Source organism: Teichococcus wenyumeiae (assembly GCF_003696345.1).
Taxonomy (GTDB): Bacteria; Pseudomonadota; Alphaproteobacteria; order Acetobacterales; family Acetobacteraceae; genus Pseudoroseomonas; species Pseudoroseomonas wenyumeiae.
Genome location: NZ_RFLX01000007.1, coordinates 1 through 17,398, shown reverse-complemented (window position 1 = coordinate 17,398; position 17,398 = coordinate 1). Strand labels below are relative to the sequence as shown.

The following is a 17,398-nucleotide window of genomic DNA, read 5'->3' as shown; positions in this document are numbered from 1 at the left end:
GGTGGCGCATCCGTAAATCCTGCCTACAGGGTGGATGGCGGCACGCTTGTCATGCTGCCTGAGGCAGGGACCGCAAGCGGGGCACCGGCGAGGCCATGATCAGCAGGAACTGCACCGCGAAGCACAGCGCGGAAGCCAGGAGGCTGGCCTCCACCCCGATCCATCCTGCCAGCACCGCGCCGATTGCCGCCCCCAGGGGCCTGGCGCCGAAGGTGGCGGTCATGACCACGGCGGAAACCCGGCCCAGCAGTCCCTGCGGCGTCACCGCCTGCCGCAATGTGGTGGTGGCAATGGTCCAGAGCACCGGCCCGGCACCGAAGAGGAAAAAGCCTGCTGCCGCCAGCAGTCCTGAAGGCAGGGCGATGGTCAGCAGCATCAGCAGCGCCGCCAGCAGCGCGCAGGCAGGCCCCAGCGCCACCAGCCGCCCGAAGGGCAGGGCGTTGAGCAGGCGGGGGGCCACCACGGCGCCCGCCACCATGCCGGTGCCATAGGCGCCCAGCGTCATGCCCACACCGGTTGCGGTCAGGCCCAGGGACTGCACGGCATAGGCGACATAAACGCCCTGAAGAATGAACCAGGCCGTGTTGAAGAACACCGCCGTCAGCAGGATCGGCCGCAACAGGGCGTGGGTGGCGACGAAGCGGGTGCCTTCCGACAATTCCCGCAGCGGGTGGCGACGGGGCGGCGCGGCGGTGGCGGGCTCCGGCAGGCCGGCCAGGCCGCGGACGGCGCCCAGCGAAAGCAGCGCCGCCAGCGCATAGGCCGCCGCCGCGCCGGTCCAGCCCACCAATGCGCCGCCCAGTGCCGGCCCGGCGGCATAGGCGCTGCTGCGCGCCAGTTCCAACCCGCGATTGGCGCGGGCCAGTTGGTCGCGCGCCACCAGGGAAGGCAGCAGTGCCGGGGCCGCCACGCTATAGGCCACGGTGCCGGTGGCCCCGATGGCGCCCAGCAGCGCCAGGACCGGCAACGTCAGCCACCCCGCCAGCAGCAGCGCCAGCAAGGCGAGCAGGGACGCCGCGCGCAGCGCCTCCGCCCCCGCCATCAGCCGGCGGCGGGAGGAGCGGTCGGCCAGCACGCCGGCGGGCAGGGAGAGCAACAGGAAGGGCAGGGTCTGCGCCGCCTGCAACAGGCCCGCCTCGGCGGGGCCGGCGCCCAGCAGCAGCACCGCGGCCAGCGGCGCGGCTGCCAGCGCCACCTGCTCGGAAAACTGCGCGGCGAGATTGGAGTGGTTGAGGCGCCGGAAGGCGGGTGGCAGGGGTGGCACGGGCGAAATCCTCGAATGGGTCCGCCGAGGGTGCGATGGGCCGGGCGCGCCGGCACTCCGCTGCCTGCCCGCAAACTTCAGCCGGTGCGCGGGTCCGCGCCGTCGAAGCGCTTGCCGAACCAGAAGCGCTGGTGGCCCGCCGGGCGGCCCTCGATGCGGCCGAGTTCGGTATAGCCCTGGCGGCGGTAGAATGCCGGGGCCTGGAAGCTGCTGGTGTTGAGCGTCACGCCCACCGCGCCGCGCGCCTTGCCGGCTTCCTCCGCCGCCGTCAGCAGGCGGGTGCCGATGCCCTGGCCGCGCAGGCTTTCATCCACCCAGAACTTCTCGACATACAGCCATTCCAGCATCACCTCCGCCACCAGCCCGGCCAGCAGGCGGCCATCCGGCGCGCGATGGACGAGGCAGACGGGCTGGCTGACGGGCTCGAAGCCCAGCGCCTTGGTGCGGTGCGCGGTGAGGTTCTCCCCGATCGCCCTGGCCTCCGGCCCCTGGCGATCCTCGATCAGTTCGAAGTCCAAGCGGGTCTCACTCCTTCAGGGACAGCACGGCGGCGGCGACGGCGCGGGCTTCCTCGGCCGCGGTGCCGCGCGGGGCGCTTTCCACCACGCCCAGCCCCTGCGCGAAGGCCACGGCGAAGGCCGTGCGGTTGCCGAGGCCGGGCTCCAGCAATGGCAACTCCCGCCGCAGCAATTCGCGCGCGATCTCCTCCCGCAGCTTGCCGGAGCCGGGCACGCGGTTGAGCATCAGCACGGCCCGCCGACGTTCCTCGGCCACCAGGGCCAGCGTGCCCTCCATGGCCCAGAGATCGGCGGGGGAGGGCTGCAGGGGCACCACCACCAGCCCGGCGGCGCGGATGGCGACGCGGGCATCCGTCTCGGCATGCGGCGGCGTGTCCAGCACCACGATGTCATGGCTGCGCGCCATGCGGTCCACCGCGCCGGTCAGGCGCCAGCCGGAAGGGTCCTCGAAGGTGATGGGCCTGGCGCGGGCGCCGGCAGCGGCGCGTTCCTGCCACCAGCGGGCCAGGGATTTCTGCGGATCGGTATCCAGCAGGGCCACGCGCTGGCCGGATTCGGCGAAGGTGGTGGCGAGGGTCGCCGCCAGAGTCGATTTGCCGGCGCCGCCCTTGCGCTGCGCGACCGCCACCACGAAGGCCATGCTACCTGTCCCCGGAGATGCGGGAGGATTGTGCGCCACGCGCCACCACGATGGCCAGCCCCAGGCCGATGCAGGCCATCAGTGCCCCGGCGATGCTCATGCCCGGCAGCCCCGCGAGCGCGATGGCAAGCCCGCCCAGCGCCGCGCCGCTGGCCTGGCCGAGAGAGATGCCGGAAGCATTGGCCGCCATCACCACGCTGCGCGCATCCGGCGCCAGCGCCACCAGCCGCGCCTGTATCATCGGCATCATGGCGAAGATGGCGGTGGAGGAAGCCAGCAAAGCCAGCGCCTGCGCCGGGATCACCAGGATGCTGCCGCGCAGGAAGCCTTCCAGCAGCGCCACCTGCAGAAGCTGCGCGGCGATGATGACCAGCGGCATCAGCTTGGCCGCGCCAATGCCGCGCCGCTCGTAAAGCCGGGCGCCGATGGGCAGGCCCAGGATGGAGGCCAGCCCCGCCACGGCCTGCATGATGCCCACCGCCCCGCCGGAAAGGCCGCTGACCGCGTTCACCGCCGGGCCGATATAGGCCGAGGTGCAGAAGGACGCGGCGAAGCAGGCGTAAACCAGCCCCGCAGTCGGCGGCACACCCGGCCGCAGCACGGCGGAGAGCCCGCCGCCGGCCCGGCCCTCTCCCGGCACTTCCGGCAGGATCAGGCGGATGGCGGCGGCGCTGATGACGCAGAGCAGCGCGGCCATGCCGAAGGCGCCCTGCCAGCCGAAGGTGGCGCCCGTCACCGAGCCCAGCGGGATGCCCAGCAGAAAGGCCGCCGTGGTGCCGCCGATCACCAGCGCCAGGGCGCGGGCGCGCTTTTCCGGCGGCGCCAGCATGGCCGCGACGGCGCTGGCGGAAGGCACGACCACCGCCGCCGCCACGCCGCACAGCACCCGCAGCCCCAGCAGCACCGCGAAATTCGGCGCCAGGGTCATGCCGAGGTTCAGCAGCGCCATGATCACCAGCGCCACCACCATCAGCCGCCGCCGTGGCACCCGGGCGCAGACTGAGGCCAGGGGAATGGCCGAAAGCCCGTAGGCCAGCGCGAAGGCGGTGCCCAGCTGCCCGGCCTGGGAGACCGGGATGGAAAGGTCATGCGACAGCTCGTTGAGCAGGCCGGCATAAACAAAGGACTGCGTGGAAGTGGCGAAGGAGGCGGCCGCCAGCACCGGCACACGGCCCAGCCCGCGCGAGGGAAAGGAGGAAGAAATGGCCAGAGCTCCGCAGGCTTCTGCGGCTCAGGCTTGCACCTGTCTTTGTTGCAGCGCAAGACGGCCGCCGGCACGGATGGACGAAGCGCCCGGTCATCCCCACACTCAGCAGCGAAGCGAGCAACTGGAGAAAGCCATGAGCGTCGAAGACGTCACCCCCCGCGCCGCCTATGAGACACTGCGCGCCGACCCCGATGCCGTGCTGGTCGATGTGCGCACGGATGCCGAGTGGAACTTTGTCGGCATCCCCGACCTGGAAGAGGCCGGCAAGCAGCCGGTGCTGATCCCCTGGCAGGTTTATCCCTCCATGCAGGTGAACGGCGCCTTCGTGGAGCATCTGCGCAAGGCCGGCGCTACGCCGGAGAGCAAGCTGTATTTCCTGTGCCGCTCCGGCGTCCGCAGCGTGGCGGCGGGTCAGGCGGCGCAGGCGGCGGGCTTCCAGCACGCCTTCAACGTCGCCGATGGCTTCGAGGGGCCGCCGGATGCCACCGGGCACCGTGGCACCATCGCCGGCTGGAAGGCCGAGGGCCTTCCCTGGCGCCAGCGCTGAGCCGCGCTTGATCCGCAACGCCCTGCCGGAAGACCTGCCGCATCTCGCGGCGGTCGAGCGCTCGGCGGCCGCCCTGTTTCGCGGCACGCGGATGGACTGGGTGGCCGATGGCCCGACCCTGGCCCCGGCCATGCTGGAGGAGGCCGCCGCGCGCGGCCACCTCTGGGTGGCTTGGCATGCCGAGGGCGGCGCCGTCGGCTTCCTGCTGGCCGGTGCGCTGGATGGCGACCTGTTCATCGAAGAACTCTCGGTGGCGCAGGACCACCAGCGCCGCGGCTTCGGCCGCGCCCTGCTGGGCCAGGCAGTGCGCCGGGCGCGGGAGGAAGGGCTGGCCGGGGTTTCCTTGACCACCGACCACGACCTGCCCTGGAACGCGCCCTTCTACGCCAGCGCCGGTTTCCAGGTGCTGGACGAAAGCGCGCTGACCCCTGTGCTGCGGGAGCGGCTGGCGCAGGAAGCGGCGCATGGCCATGACCCCGCGCATCGCTGTGCCATGCGCCTGGCCTTCAGCTAGTGGTGCGCCGCATTGGCCTTGCGCGTGGCCGCGGCCTTCCTGGCGCTGGCGGAGCGTGCCGCTGCTGAGCGGTGCGCGGAAGCCTCGCCGCCCTTCTGGCCGCCCTTGTGCGCCGCCGGATGGCTGGAAGCGTGGCCCTTGCCGGAACCGCTCTTCTTGCCGCCGCCGTCATCCTTGTTAACGGTGGCCCAGGCACGGCGCTCGGCCTCGCCCTCCGGAACGCCACGGGATTCGTAGCTTTCTTCGATATGCTCGGCCTTGCGCTTCTGCTTGTCGGTGTAAGCGGACTTGTCGCCCTGGGGCATGTCGTCCTCCGTTTTGACTACGGAAAACAACGCCGGCCAGGGCGGCAGGTTCCTCAGCCGCAGTTCAGCTCGTGCGGCTTGTCGTCATAGCCGGCCAAGCCGGGCACGCCGTAGCCGGGGAAGATGACATTCTCGGCGTCATCCGCTTCCGGCTTCACGCCGAACCACTTCTCCGACAGCTTGGCAATGGAGCCATCCTTCTTCATGCATTCCAGCACGCCCTCGACCTGGTCGCGCAGCGCCACGCTGTCCTTGCGGAAGGGAGCCGCCCAATGCGCGCGGGTTTCCTTGACCACGAAATCCGGCACAAGCTGCAGCGTGCGCGTGGCGGCGTAGCGGATGGCCGTATTGCCGCCCAGCGTGGCATAGGCGCGGCCGGCCACCACGGCCTGCACGGCGTCCGGCTGGCTTTCGTAGGTCTGCACCGTGAAGCCGTACTTGGCCGCGTTCTGCTGCGCCCAGGCATCGTAGGCGGAGCCCTTGTTGACCGCGACCACCTTGCCCTTCAGCTCATCGGGGTTGGTGATCGGCGCCGATCCCTTGCGGATGCCGAACTGGAACACGGTGTAGAGGTAGCCCTCGGTGAAGAGCAGGTTCTCCGCCCGCTCCCGCGTCACTGTCACGGGAGCGGCCAGGAAGTCGTAGCGGCCGCCGCTCAGGGCCGGGATCAGGCCGGAGAAAGAGGCGCTGTCGATGGTGATGGGGCGGCCCATGCGCTTCGCGACCTCGGTGAAGAGATCCACGTTGAAGCCCTGCACGCCGCCATCCAGCTTGGGGAAGGCGTGGGGGGCCAGTGTGCCATCCACGGCGGTACGCAGCGGCTGTTGGGCCGAGGCCGTGGCGGGCAGCAGGCCAAAGGCCAGTGGCGCGGCAAGCAGGCAGGCAAGTGCAGTGAAACGCATGGTCCGGAAGGCTCCCCTGATGGCCTGCGCCGCGCCGGGGCAACAACCCTGGCGCGGCACCGGTGGCCGGTGTGGCCACCTTAGCCAGCAAGAAGCGTGCAACGCCGCGCCGGCGGCGTCACCCCACTTTCGTCAGTTGGCCGCTTCCTCCACAAATTCGGGCTCGGCCACAAATTCGGGGTAGAGGCGCAGCAGGCCAGCCTCGGAAGCCTCGCAGCGACCGCGCTCGGTGATCAGGCCGGTCACCAGCCGCGCCGGCGTCACGTCGAAGGCCGGGTTGGCGCCGGGGCTGCCGGGGGCGGCGGTGCGCACGGTGACCACCTCGCCCGCTTCCGTGCGGCCGGTGACGGTCAGCACTTCCTCCGCCGCGCGCTCCTCGATCGGGATCTCGCGCAGCCCGTCCCGCACGCTCATGTCCAGCGTGGAATGCGGCAGGGCGACCCAGAAGGGCACCTTGTTGTCGTGGGCGGCCAGGGCCTTGAGGTAGGTACCGATCTTGTTGGCCACGTCGCCGTTGCGCGTCACGCGGTCGGTGCCCACCAGCACGATATCCACCTCGCCATGCTGCATCAGGTGGCCGCCGGCATTGTCGGCGATCACGGTATGCGGCACGCCGTGCTTGCCCAGCTCCCAGGCCGTCAGGTTGGAACCCTGATTGCGCGGGCGGGTCTCGTCCACCCAGACATGCACGGGAATGCCAGCGTCGTGCGCCTGGTAGATGACGGAGAGCGCCGTGCCGTAATCGACGGTGGCGATCCAGCCGGTGTTGCAATGGGTCAAGATATTGACCGGCTTGCCCGGCTTGCGGGCGGCGATCGCCTGAATCAGCGGCAAACCATGCTGGCCGATGGCGCGGCAGGTCGCCACATCGTCCTCGGCAATGGCATCGGCCGCGGCATAGGCGGCGGCCACCCGCGCGGCGGGGGCCACCGGGCGCAGCGCTTCCAGCATCCGGGCCAGGGCCCAGCGCAGGTTGATGGCGGTGGGGCGCGTCTCGCCCAGCATGGCTGCGACGGATTCCAGCGCGGCATCCGAGGCATCCCGCCGCAGCGCCAGGGCCAGGCCATAGGCGGCCACGGCACCGATCAGCGGCGCGCCGCGCACCTGCATGGACCTGATGGCATGCGCCACCTCATCCTCATGCGTCAGGCGCAGGATCTCGACTGCCCAGGGCAGGCGGGTCTGGTCGAAGATATGGACGGACCAGCCGTCCTCCGCGTCCACCCAGACGCTGCGATGGGGAACACCGTCGATATTCATGCGGGGGCAGGCTCCGTCCGGAAAAACCGCGCAAGCGGGCGGGGCGAAAGAGGAACACGCATATAAGGCGTTTTCCGCCGCATGGTCATGCGATGCGGACGGGTGAGGGATGCGGGGCTAGATCCGCTGGTGCAGGGCGCAGACCAGGGTGAAGAGCCGGCGGGCCGTCTCGAAATCCAGCCGCACGCGGCCGGAGAGGCGCTTGACCAGCAGCTCCGCCCCTTCGTTGTGCAACCCGCGCCGGCCCATGTCGATGGTCTGGATGGTGCTGTCGCTGGCGCCTTCCGTCACAGCCTGTTCATGGCTGCCCACCACCATGTGGTAGTCCTTGATCAGCCGGCGGAAGGGCCCCATGGCCAGGACCAGGGCATGCAGTGGGTTGTCGGCGGCATCGCGGATGTCGAAGACCAGCCGGCCCTCCCGCACGCAGAGATGCAGGCCATAGGGGCCGCGCGGCAGGCCCTCCGGGTCGAAGCGGTTAGCTGCCAGAAGGTCGGCCACCGCCTGGGTGCGGTCGGCCTCGGCGTAGGGGCTGGGGAGGGGGGCATTGTCCGGCAGCTCGATCCGCGCCAGCCGCTGGGTGGTGGCTGCCACCGCCCCGGCCTCAGTCATCGGCCCGCGCCGTGCTGGCCGGCAGCACGCCGTGATGGTCGCCGGTCGGGCCCAGCCGCAGCATCCAGCCCACCACCGCGCCCTTCACCGGCCGCAGCGCCAGGGTGGAGACCAGCGTGAAGAGCGGCAGCCAGACCACCATGTGCAGCCACATCGGCGGCATCCAGAGCTTTTCCACCACGAAGATCAGCGGCACCAGGATATGGCCGACCAGGAAGATGACGATATAGGGCGGCGCGTCATCGGCCCGCAGCTCGGAGAAATCCGTGCCGCAATGCTCGCAGGCGGGCGCCAGAGTCAGGAATCCGCGGAAGACATGCCCCTCGCCGCAGACCGGGCAGCGGTTGCGGGCACCCCGGCCGATCATGGTGAGGAAGCTGGGCTGGTCGGCAGGCGGCTCGGCCGCAGAACGGTCGGGCTGCCAGCGGCGCAAGGGCGTGCCGGACATGCTGTGTTCCTGGAAGGCGTTTCAGGGGACCCCGTGTCCACCTGACCGGGGCCTTCTGTTGTGCAGCGCAATATCGTCCATCACGCTCGCAGGGATCAAGGGTTGCGGTGGTACTCGTTGCCGGGGACGATACGCAGATGGCAAGCCGAATCCTCGTCATCAACCCGAACTCGTCGCAAAGCTGCACCGCCGGCATCGCGGAGTCCCTGAAATCCTTCGCCGCCCCCGGGCGCACGCCCTTCGAGGTGGTCTCGCTGCCCGGCGGCCCCCCCGCCATCGTGACTTGGCGCGACTGGTTCAGCGTGGCCGAGCCGCTCTGCCAGATGGTGGAGCGCGAGAAGGCCGAGGCCTATGTCATCGCCTGCGTCTCCGACCCTGGCATCGACGCCATCCGCACGGTCACGGACCGCCCCGTCTTCGGCCCCTTCCGCGCGGCGGTGGCCAGCGCGCTGGCGCGGGCGGAGCGGTTCGGGGTGATCGCCTTCGTGGAAGCCTCCAAGGCCCGGCAGCGCCGCGTGCTGCAGGCCATGGGGGTGGAAGCGCGACTGGCCGCCAGCATCGCGCTGAACCTGCCGATGGAAACCCTGACCGACCCCACCGCCGCCCGCGCCGCGCTCTGCGACACGGCGAAGGCCCTGGTCGCGGCGGGCAGCGAGGCCGTCATCCTGGGCTGCGCCGGCATGGCCGGCCACCGGGCGGCAGTGGAAGACGCCGCCGGCGTGCCGGTGATCGAGCCCTGCCAGGCGGCGGCGGCCCAGGCGCTGCTGGCGCTGGCCTAGGCGGCTTCCGTCAGCTCCTGCTCCACCAGGCTGGACCAGAAGGCGATGCCGGTGGGCAGGATGGCGTCGTTGAAGTCGTAGCGCGGATGGTGGCCGGCGAAATTCTCCTTCGCCGGGTCCACCTGGCCGAGGCGGATGAAGCAGCCCGGCACCGAATTGGCCATGTAGGAGAAATCCTCGGCCCCCATGCTCGGCGCGCTGTCCCGTACCAGCCGGCCCTCGCCACCGATGGCGGCGGCGGCTCGGCGGGCGGCCTCCACGGCGGAATCGCTGTTCACCACCGGCGGATAGCCGCGGCTGTAGGTGATCTCGACCCGCAGCCCCTGCGCGGCGGCGGTGGCCTCGATGGTGGCCTTGAGCTGCTTCTCCACCGTGTCCCGCGTTTCCGGCAGCAGGGTGCGGATGGTGCCGGTGATCGTCACTTCCTCGGGAATCACGTTGCGCGCGGTGCCGCCATGGATGGTGCAAAGGGAGATGACGGCGGAATCCAGCGGATCGGTCCGGCGGCTGACGACGCTCTGCGCCGCCACGATGATATGCGCAGCCCCCAGCACCGGGTCGAGCGCCAGCTGCGGCCGCGCCGCATGCCCGCCCTTGCCCAGCACGCGGATGGCGATGGCATCGGCCGAGGCGCAGACCGAGCCGCGCGCGATGGTGAAGGTGCCGGCCTCCGTGCGGGAGTCATTATGGATGCCGAAGACCAGGTCGCAGGGGAAGCGGGTGAAGAGGCCCTCATCCACCATCACCTTGCCGCCGCCGCCATCCTCCTCGGCCGGCTGGAAGATGAAATGCACGGTGCCGTCGAAATTCTTGGTCTCCGCCAGGTACTTGGCGGCGCCCAGCAGCATGGAGGTGTGGCCGTCATGGCCGCAGGCATGCATCCGGCCAGGCACCTTGCTGGCATAAGGCAGGCCGGTGAACTCCTCCATCGGCAGCGCGTCCATGTCGGCGCGGAGCCCAATGGCGCGGCGCTGGTTGCCGCTGCCCGCCTTCCGCCCGCGCAGCGTGCCGACCAGCCCGGTGCCGGCGATGCCGCGCGTCACCTCGATGCCCCAGGATTCCAGCTTGGCGGCGACGAGGTCGCTGGTGCGGTGTTCCTGGAAGGCGAGTTCGGGATGCGCGTGGATGTCGCGCCGCCATTCGGTGGCTTCGGCGGCGATGGCGGCGATGCGGGGATCGGTTTCGGACGGCATCAGGCAGGCTCCGCGGAGGTGGGGCCGCGATGCTCCTGCCGTGACAGCGCCGTGACAAGGGCCGGCGGGCGTAAAATCGCCCGCCGGATGCCGCCTTACTCGGCCGCCTTGGCCGCCGGCTGCCATTCAGCCGGGGGCGTGCTGCCGGTCTGCTCGATGATGCGGCCATAGGCCTCGACACGGCGGTGGGCGGCGAAGTTGAAGATGGTGGTGCGGCCCAGCGTGCATTGATCGAGGTTGAGGTCGGCCACGATCAGCTCGTCATCCCAGGTGGTGGCCTGGGCGACGATCTCGCCTTGCGGGTTGACGATGATGGAATGGCCGAAGAGCTCATTGCCATCCTCGGTGCCCGCCTTGGCGACGCCGGCGGCGAAGCAGGCATTCTGGTAGCAGCCGGCCTGGATCGACAGATGGCTATGCGCCACGCGCAGGTGATGCGCCTCGAAGCCGCGCGCATCCTGGTTCAGGGACGGCGTGTTGTAGCCCAGCATCACCAGCTCGACCTGCTGCAACCCCATAACGCGCCAAGCCTCGGGCCAGCGGCGGTCATTGCAGATCATCATGCCGATATTCACCGGACCGGCATTGCCGATCGGCGCCCGCACCACCGGGAAGCCGAGGTTGCCCACCTCGAAATAGCGCTTCTCCAGGTGCTGCACCTTGCGCTTCGGGTCGAATTCCTTGTGCCCGGGCAGGTGGATCTTGCGGTACTTCAGCACCACCTCGCCCGAGGGATGCACGTAAACGGCGGTGTTGAAGTGCCGCTTGCGCACCACGCCGGTCTCGTCCGCCTCATGCGCGATCTCGGCATAGCCGAGGTGGAAGCCGATGTTGAACTTCCGCGCGGCCTCAAAGAGCGGCGCCGTCTCGTTGGAGGGCAGGGCCTGCTCGTACCAGTGGTCGGCGTTGTTGATGTCTTCCTCGTACCAGCGCGGGAAGAAGGTGGTCAGCGCCAGTTCGGGGAAGACCACCACCTCGGCGCCGCGCTGATGGGCGCGCTCCATCAGCCGCACCATGCGGCCGACGACGACATCGCGCCCCTCGGCCTTCTGGATCGGGCCGAGCTGCGCGGCGGCAAGGGTGAGCAGACGGGGCATCGCGTCGTTAACTCCTGACAGAAGGCTGCGCGGGAAGGCGGCCAGCCACCGCACCGAGCGAGGATGCGTCGATCAGCGGTGCGATGGCAATCCGTCCCGATGGGCCGAGGAAGCACCGGCAGCGCCGGTTCTGCCCATAAGGCGGGCAGAAGGACGTTCGAAGGCGTTCATCTGCCCAGGCCCTGGCGCCGCCGATGGTCAGCGCCGGCAAGGGCGGGCGCCGCGCCTCCCGGCACGGCGGCTGCGGTCAGTGGCTTCCGACCGGCGGCATGGGGTCGATGAAATCCTCCCCATACTCGATCTGCGTTTCGGCGACGGCGCGCATGAAGGCTTCGTCCCAGGCATCCTCCAGCGCGTCCATCAGCGCCTCGGCGGCTTCCTGCGTGCGCAGCAGCGCGATGCGCTCGCGCCCCGCGGCCCAGACGGAGAAGGCATCGCCTTCCTCGCGGATCTCGAACATCGGAGTGGTCTTTCTTTAAGAGTGGCGGCGAGGGCCGGAATGGGAGCGGGGAGGGATCACGGCGGCGGCGGCACGTCGTTCTGATCCTCGATCTTCGGCTTCAGCAGAACGTAGGCGATGCGCCCGACCACGGCGCAGAAGATCCAGCCCCCCACCGCCAGCGGCAGCGTGGTGCCGGGCCCGGTTGCCCAGACCCAGAGCCCCAGCGCCACCAGGATGGAGAAGAGGACCAGGAACAGGCGCATCGCCGCAGGCTCAATCCGTGCCGAGGTAGCTGTCGCGGTGCTGGCGCGGCACGAAGCGGCCGGTGCCGGGCGCGGCCAGCACGGCCTCGCCATCCCAGAGCTGCTGCCCGCGCAGGAAGGTGGCGGCGACGCGCGCCTTCACCGGGCGGCCATGATAGGGCGACCAGCGGGTTTCCTCACGGTCCTGGATGATGGCCTCGTCGAAGGTGAAGTCGCCTTCCTGCATCACCACCACATCGGCATCCGAGCCGACGCGCAGCGCGCCCTTCTTGGGATAAAGGCCGTGGAACTTCGCCGTCCGCTCGGCGGTGTACTTCGCCATCAGCGTCAGCGGCAGGCCGCGCTCCACCAGCAGCGAATAGAAGACGGGGGCGAAGGACTGCATGCCCGTCAGCCCGGCGCCACAAGCAAAAATGTCGTCGCCCAGCTTCTTCTCGCGCGGCCAGGGCGCGTGGTCGGTGGAGACATAGGCGACCTTGCCGGCCACCAGCGCCGCCCACATGCGCTCCACTTCCTCGGCGGTGCGGAAGGGCGGGTTGCACTTGCCGAAGCCCTTGAGGCGGACGAGGTCCTCCTCCGTCATGCAGAGATACTGCAGGCAGGCCTCGCCGGTGGAGCGGCCCCCCTGGGCGCGGAAGCTCTCCGCGATGTCGAAACCGCGAGCGACAGAAGAATGCGCGATATGCACATGCGCGCCCGTCTCCATCCCGATCTCGAAGATCTCGAGATCCGCCATGGTCTCGGCCAGCGGCGGGCGGGTGCGGGCATGCATGATGGGGTCGACGCGCCCGGTGGCCTTGGCCTCGGCGGTCAGGCGCTCCACCAGCTCCTGGTCCTCGTTGTGCAGGGCCACCATCAGCCCGGTCTTGGCGATCTCCTTGAAGGCCGCGACCATGGTGGGGTGGTCGATGCGCGGAAAGCGCACCGCGTCATATTCATAGGTGGAGAGTTTGAAGGAGCAGGCCCCGGCCTCCGCCAGCCCGGCGATGGCATCGACGCCGCCCTGCTTGGTGATGGTGCCGTAGAGCGCCACGTCCACATGCGCGGTGCCGTTCACCACCTCCACCTTCTCCGCGAAGATGCCGGCATTGGTGACGGCGCGCGGCACGTCATAAGGCATGTCGACGCAGGTGGTGACACCGCCGGCGGCTGCGGAGCGCGTCGCGCCCTCGATGCCGGCCCAGCCGATCGCGCTGCTGGTGTGCATGTGGCCATCGACCAGGCCAGGCAGCAGCGTATGGCCGCTGAAGTCGTGTACGGCATTGGCGGGGGGCAGTGCGCCTTCCCCGATCGCCGCGATGGTCTCGCCCCGCACGGCGATATAACCGTCCTGCACCACCCGGTCCGGCAGGACGAGGTTGCCGCGCAGAACGCGGTCATAGGGAAGCTGCGTCACCGATTGCGCCTCACGTCATGAATATCCGTGGGGCGAGGATACAGCGGATCGCACGGCTGCGCGATCCGCCTTCGCTCACTGCGCGCTGGGGGAGAGCACCATGCAGGGGCCGCGCGTGGCGCCGCAGGTGGCGCGCGCGGCGGCAGGCGAGATGCCGGTGACGCGGGCGCGCCAGAACCAGTTGCCCTTCACGCGCACGCGTTCCACTTCCATCTTGCCGCCGCGCGCGGCGGCTTTCCTGGCGGCGGCCTGGGCCGGCCCGCGGTCGGCGAAGGCGCCGACCTGCACCGCCCAGTTGCCCGCCGGGGCGCTGCTGCGCGCCGCCGGCCGGGGCGGCGTCACCGGGCGGCTGACCACCCGCCGCACCGATCCGCCGGTTTCCTCGCGTCGCGGCTCCGGCATCACCGGCGCCGCATTGGCGCTGGCGATCAGGGAGGGGCCGCGCCGGCTGGCCATCATCATGTCGGTGTTCGGCAGGCCGCGGCGCTCGGCGAAGCCACGGTCCAGCAGCGCCATGACATGCGAGTCGCGCTCCCAGCTGCTGGCGCCGCCGAAGACCACCGCGATCATCCGCACGCCATCCCGCATGGCGCTGGCGGCGAGGTTGAAGCCGCTGGCATTGATGAAGCCGGTCTTGATGCCATCCGCGCCAGGGTAGTTGTCCAGCAGCCGGTTGTGGCCGCGAAGGGTCTGGCCGTTGTAGGCGAAGGACTGCACGCTGAAATAGGCGTAGCGGTCCGGGAAGTCGCGGATCAACGCCTGGCTCAGCCGCGCCATGTCGCGCGCCGTGGTCCTTTGCTGCGGGTTGGGCAGGCCGGAGGCATTGCGGAAGGTGGTGCCGCTCATGCCCAGGGCGCGCGCCTGGGTGGTCATCATGCGCCCGAAGGCGGCCTCGCTGCCCGCCAGATGCTCGCCCAGCGCGGCGGCGGCATCATTGGCCGATTTCGTCACCATCGCCAGGATGGCGTCGCGCGCCCTGATGGTGCTGCCCGCCCGCAGCCCCAGCTTGCTCGGCGGCTGCGCGGCGGCGTTGCGGGAAACCTGGATTCGGGAATTGGGCGAGAGCCGCCCCCGCGCCATGGCATCGAAGGCCATGTAGAGCGTCATCATCTTGGTCAGGGAGGCCGGGTAGCGCGGCTCGTCGGCGGCGATGGAGACGATCTCCTCACCCGTATTGGCATCCATGACAAAAGCGGCGTAGCGGTCGCTGCCGATCTGCGCCCGCGCGGCAGGCGCGGTGACGATGGACAGAACAGCCGCGAGCAACGCAAAGGCGATGACGCGGCACACGGCATGGCCGTGATGCGGCATGTGGCAGGCTCCCCCATGTTGCGCGCGGACCAAAACCCCCCCGGGTTCCACACGCATCCCCAATGCCCGGCCACGAAGGACCATGGGCAACGGCGCCGCGCCGCACCGGGCCGGTGCGCAGCGGCGCCACCCTAGAATGCAGAGTCATGGCTGCCGATGGAAGCGGCGGCAGCGCATTTCATTGATAAAGTTTCATTGTCGCACGGAGAAGCGGCCGCCATCGCCTGATCCGCAATGGACGAGTCTGCGCGCGTGGCGCACAACACCGGCCGGAAACCCAAGAGCTGGAGGAGGACGCCCCCCGCCATGAAGCTGCATCCCGTGAAGGTGTATCCGTCCAAGGCGCTGCTGAAGCGCGAGGACCAGTTGGCCTGGAAGATCGCCGGCGTCGCGGCCGACAAGGTGGCCGTGCAGAAGCCGGTCGCCGACATGATCATCAACCGCATCATCGACAATGCTGCCGTCGCCATCGCGGCCATCAACCGCTCGGCGCCGACCTCCGCGCGCACCATGGCTATGGGACATGCGCGAAAGGGTGGCGCGACCATCTTCGGCCTGCCGGGCAACAAGGGCTTCTCGCCGGAATGGGCGGCCTGGGCCAATGGCACGGCAGTGCGCGAGCTGGACATGCACGACACCTTCCTCGCCGCCGACTACTCGCACCCCGGCGACAATATCCCACCGATCCTGGCCGTGGCGCAGACCATGGGCCGCAGCGGGCGGGACCTGATCCGCGGCCTCGCCACCGGCTACGAGATCCAGGTGAACCTGGTGCGCGCCATCTGCCTGCATGAGCACAAGGTGGACCACATCGCGCATCTCGGGCCCTCGGCCGCGGCGGGCATCGGCGCGCTGCTGGGGCTGAAGCAGGAGGTGATCTACCAGGCGGTGCAGCAGGCGCTGCACACCACCATCACCTTCCGCCAGAGCCGCAAGGGCGAGATTTCCTCCTGGAAGGCTTTTGCTCCGGCGCATGCCGGCAAGCTGGCGGTGGAAGCCGTGGACCGCGCGATGCGCGGTGAGGGTGCGCCCAGCCCGATCTATGAAGGCGAGGACAGCGTCATCGCCTGGGTGCTGAGCGGCCGGAGCAATCGCGAGCGCGTGTACGAGGATGTCTATTACAACGTGCCGCTGCCGGAGAAGGGCGAGGCGAAGCGCGCCATCCTGGACACCTACACCAAGGAACACTCGGCCGAGTACCAGAGTCAGGCGCTGATCGACCTGGCCTTCCGGATGCGCGGGCTGATCCCGGACCTGGAGGCGATCGAGAAGATCATCATCCACACCAGCCACCACACGCACTACGTGATCGGCACCGGCGCCAACGACCCGCAGAAGATGGACCCCAAGGCCAGCCGCGAGACGCTGGACCATTCCATCATGTACATCTTTGCCGTGGCCTTGCAGGACGGGCGCTGGCACCACGTGGACAGCTACGCGCCGAAGCGTGCCGGCCGTGCTGATACCGTTCGGCTCTGGCACAAGATCGAGACGCGGGAAGAAGAGGAATGGACGCGCCGCTACCATTCCACCGACCCGGCGGAGAAGGCCTTCGGCGCGCGGGTGGAGATCCTGCTGAAGGATGGCAGCACCATCGTGGACGAGATGGCGGTGGCCAATGCGCACCCGCTGGGCGCCAGACCCTTCGGGCGGGCGGACTATATCCGCAAGTTCGAGATCCTGACGGATGGCATCCTGGCGCCGCGTGAAAGCGCGCGCTTCCTGGAAGTGGTGCAGGATCTGCCGCGCCTTGGCGCCGATGAACTGCACCAGCTGAATGTCTCCCTGCCACGCGGCGCGCTGGCCGAGGGCAAGCCCGGCATCTTCTGACCGGAGCATGGCGCGGGAAGGTTTCCAAATCCTTCCCGCGCCAGCGGCAAGATCGCCGCCGCGCCTCGCTGCGCTTTTCAGGACACGACCGGCATAAAAAAACGCGTGGGAGTGCAACCCCGGCGCGCAGAAATGCAACGCGTTCTTCCGGATTTCGTTGACAAGCTGATTGGGCGTGAAGATAGCGTGTCGTGTGCGCGGGAGGGCCGGATGCGATTCGCGAAACGCTGTCAAGGCAGCATCGTGAATCGGGTCGCAGCCGGCGCCGTAATTCGGAAGGATTTATGCCCGGGCCAGGGTGCATACCAAGGGAAGCGGGACGGGGCAGGCCATGCCACCTCGTTCTTCCTCCTGCGGTGCGCGATGGCTCAGGCATGCGGACGGCGGCACCACGCGGCATCGCCCCACCAGGTCGGCGGGGTGAATCGGAATGGCCCAGAACGGCAAAGGCAAGGAGAGCCAGCAGATGGACGACACTAACGAGACGGGTTCGGGCCGCGCCCGCCCGATGGCGATGAGCACGAGCCGCCGCACCGCGGCCACGCGGAAGGCGAGCACCGCCGGCCGCCAGCCGGCCGCCGCGAAGAAGGCCGCGGCGCCCGCGAAGACTGCCGCCAAGACCGCGAAGCCAGCGGCGAAGTCCACGGCTTCCAAGTCCACCGCTGCCAAGTCCGGCGGCGCGCGCAAGACCGCGGCCACCAAGACGGCCGGCGCGGCGCGCAAGTCCACCGCCAGGACCACGGCGAGCAAGTCCGCCACGGCGCGCAAGCCTGCGGCGGCGAAGACGGCGGCGCCGAAGAAGGCGGCGGCGAGCACGGCGCGCAAGGCGACCACCACGCGCGGCGCGGCGGCCAAGAAGACCACCGCGAC

At 69.8% G+C, this 17,398-nt stretch carries 20 protein-coding genes; 4 read left to right on the top strand and 16 right to left on the bottom strand.

Annotated features, from left to right (window positions below; genetic code table 11):
• Positions 1-49: 49 nt before the first annotated feature.
• From EBE87_RS11195 to EBE87_RS11180, 4 genes are all read right to left on the bottom strand, one after another.
• Positions 50-1,264 (bottom strand): MFS transporter, encoded by a 1,215-nt coding sequence (locus EBE87_RS11195; protein WP_122139992.1) that lies wholly within the window; start codon positions 1,262-1,264, stop codon positions 50-52.
• Positions 1,265-1,341: 77 nt separating this feature from the next.
• Positions 1,342-1,782: a GNAT family N-acetyltransferase gene (locus tag EBE87_RS11190; protein WP_120639881.1), complete on the bottom strand. Its 441-nt coding sequence runs from the start codon at positions 1,780-1,782 to the stop codon at positions 1,342-1,344.
• A gap of 7 nt (positions 1,783-1,789) precedes the next feature.
• On the bottom strand, positions 1,790-2,422 hold the full coding sequence (parA, locus tag EBE87_RS11185) for a ParA family partition ATPase (RefSeq protein ID WP_120639882.1): 633 nt from the start codon (positions 2,420-2,422) through the stop codon (positions 1,790-1,792).
• 1 nt (position 2,423) lies between these two features.
• Positions 2,424-3,590 (bottom strand): MFS transporter, encoded by a 1,167-nt coding sequence (locus EBE87_RS11180; protein WP_233553357.1) that lies wholly within the window; start codon positions 3,588-3,590, stop codon positions 2,424-2,426.
• A gap of 172 nt (positions 3,591-3,762) precedes the next feature.
• Here EBE87_RS11180 and EBE87_RS11175 point away from each other — a divergent pair, with 172 nt between their 5' ends.
• Entirely contained in the window at positions 3,763-4,176 is a 414-nt protein-coding gene (locus EBE87_RS11175; protein ID WP_120639884.1) for a rhodanese-like domain-containing protein, read from the top strand.
• Between the two features lie 7 nt (positions 4,177-4,183).
• Positions 4,184-4,690 carry a GNAT family N-acetyltransferase gene (locus tag EBE87_RS11170; RefSeq protein ID WP_120639885.1) on the top strand — a complete coding sequence of 169 codons (507 nt, stop codon included), beginning with the start codon at positions 4,184-4,186 and terminating at the stop codon, positions 4,688-4,690.
• Here EBE87_RS11170 and EBE87_RS11165 read toward each other — a convergent pair.
• From EBE87_RS11165 to EBE87_RS11145, 5 genes are all read right to left on the bottom strand, one after another.
• Positions 4,687-4,995 (bottom strand): plasmid stabilization protein, encoded by a 309-nt coding sequence (locus EBE87_RS11165; RefSeq protein ID WP_120639886.1) that lies wholly within the window; start codon positions 4,993-4,995, stop codon positions 4,687-4,689. The two genes, EBE87_RS11170 and EBE87_RS11165, sit on opposite strands and share 4 nt — an antisense overlap.
• Positions 4,996-5,048: 53 nt before the next feature.
• Positions 5,049-5,897 carry a transporter substrate-binding domain-containing protein gene (locus EBE87_RS11160; protein WP_120639887.1) on the bottom strand — a complete coding sequence of 283 codons (849 nt, stop codon included), beginning with the start codon at positions 5,895-5,897 and terminating at the stop codon, positions 5,049-5,051.
• Positions 5,898-6,029: 132 nt separating this feature from the next.
• On the bottom strand, positions 6,030-7,157 hold the full coding sequence (gene mtnA, locus EBE87_RS11155) for an S-methyl-5-thioribose-1-phosphate isomerase (protein ID WP_120639888.1): 1,128 nt from the start codon (positions 7,155-7,157) through the stop codon (positions 6,030-6,032).
• 117 nt (positions 7,158-7,274) lie between these two features.
• Positions 7,275-7,769 (bottom strand): UPF0262 family protein, encoded by a 495-nt coding sequence (locus EBE87_RS11150; RefSeq protein ID WP_120639889.1) that lies wholly within the window; start codon positions 7,767-7,769, stop codon positions 7,275-7,277.
• Positions 7,762-8,217: a DUF983 domain-containing protein gene (locus tag EBE87_RS11145; protein WP_120639890.1), complete on the bottom strand. Its 456-nt coding sequence runs from the start codon at positions 8,215-8,217 to the stop codon at positions 7,762-7,764. Before EBE87_RS11145 ends, EBE87_RS11150 begins: the two co-directional genes overlap by 8 nt.
• A 137-nt stretch (positions 8,218-8,354) precedes the next feature.
• On the opposite strand from EBE87_RS11145, the gene EBE87_RS11140 reads away from it, so the two are divergent.
• A complete protein-coding gene (locus EBE87_RS11140) occupies positions 8,355-8,996 on the top strand; it encodes an aspartate/glutamate racemase family protein (protein ID WP_120639891.1) in 642 nt (213 codons plus the stop codon).
• Here EBE87_RS11140 and EBE87_RS11135 read toward each other — a convergent pair.
• The 6 genes from EBE87_RS11135 to EBE87_RS11110 all read right to left on the bottom strand — a co-directional run bounded on the left by EBE87_RS11135 (position 8,993) and on the right by EBE87_RS11110 (position 14,698).
• Positions 8,993-10,189 carry a M20 aminoacylase family protein gene (locus EBE87_RS11135; protein WP_120639892.1) on the bottom strand — a complete coding sequence of 399 codons (1,197 nt, stop codon included), beginning with the start codon at positions 10,187-10,189 and terminating at the stop codon, positions 8,993-8,995. The two genes, EBE87_RS11140 and EBE87_RS11135, sit on opposite strands and share 4 nt — an antisense overlap.
• 95 nt (positions 10,190-10,284) lie before the next feature.
• Positions 10,285-11,286 carry an N-carbamoyl-D-amino-acid hydrolase gene (locus tag EBE87_RS11130; RefSeq protein ID WP_120639893.1) on the bottom strand — a complete coding sequence of 334 codons (1,002 nt, stop codon included), beginning with the start codon at positions 11,284-11,286 and terminating at the stop codon, positions 10,285-10,287.
• A 247-nt stretch (positions 11,287-11,533) separates the two neighbouring features.
• Positions 11,534-11,746, bottom strand: coding sequence for a hypothetical protein (locus EBE87_RS11125; RefSeq protein WP_120639894.1), 213 nt, complete (start codon positions 11,744-11,746; stop codon positions 11,534-11,536).
• Between the two features lie 56 nt (positions 11,747-11,802).
• On the bottom strand, positions 11,803-11,991 hold the full coding sequence (locus EBE87_RS11120; RefSeq protein ID WP_120639895.1) for a hypothetical protein: 189 nt from the start codon (positions 11,989-11,991) through the stop codon (positions 11,803-11,805).
• Between the two features lie 10 nt (positions 11,992-12,001).
• Positions 12,002-13,387, bottom strand: coding sequence for a dihydroorotase (locus tag EBE87_RS11115; protein ID WP_120639896.1), 1,386 nt, complete (start codon positions 13,385-13,387; stop codon positions 12,002-12,004).
• 75 nt (positions 13,388-13,462) lie between these two features.
• Complete coding sequence (locus EBE87_RS11110; protein ID WP_122139991.1) at positions 13,463-14,698, bottom strand: D-alanyl-D-alanine carboxypeptidase family protein; 1,236 nt, start codon at positions 14,696-14,698, stop codon at positions 13,463-13,465.
• A 306-nt stretch (positions 14,699-15,004) separates the two neighbouring features.
• Here EBE87_RS11110 and EBE87_RS11105 point away from each other — a divergent pair, with 306 nt between their 5' ends.
• Positions 15,005-16,528 (top strand): MmgE/PrpD family protein, encoded by a 1,524-nt coding sequence (locus EBE87_RS11105; RefSeq protein WP_120641077.1) that lies wholly within the window; start codon positions 15,005-15,007, stop codon positions 16,526-16,528.
• A gap of 282 nt (positions 16,529-16,810) precedes the next feature.
• Here the strand turns inward: EBE87_RS11105 and EBE87_RS28970 are convergent.
• A partial coding sequence (locus EBE87_RS28970; protein ID WP_199726495.1) for a hypothetical protein occupies positions 16,811-17,398 on the bottom strand: 588 nt, incomplete at its 5' end.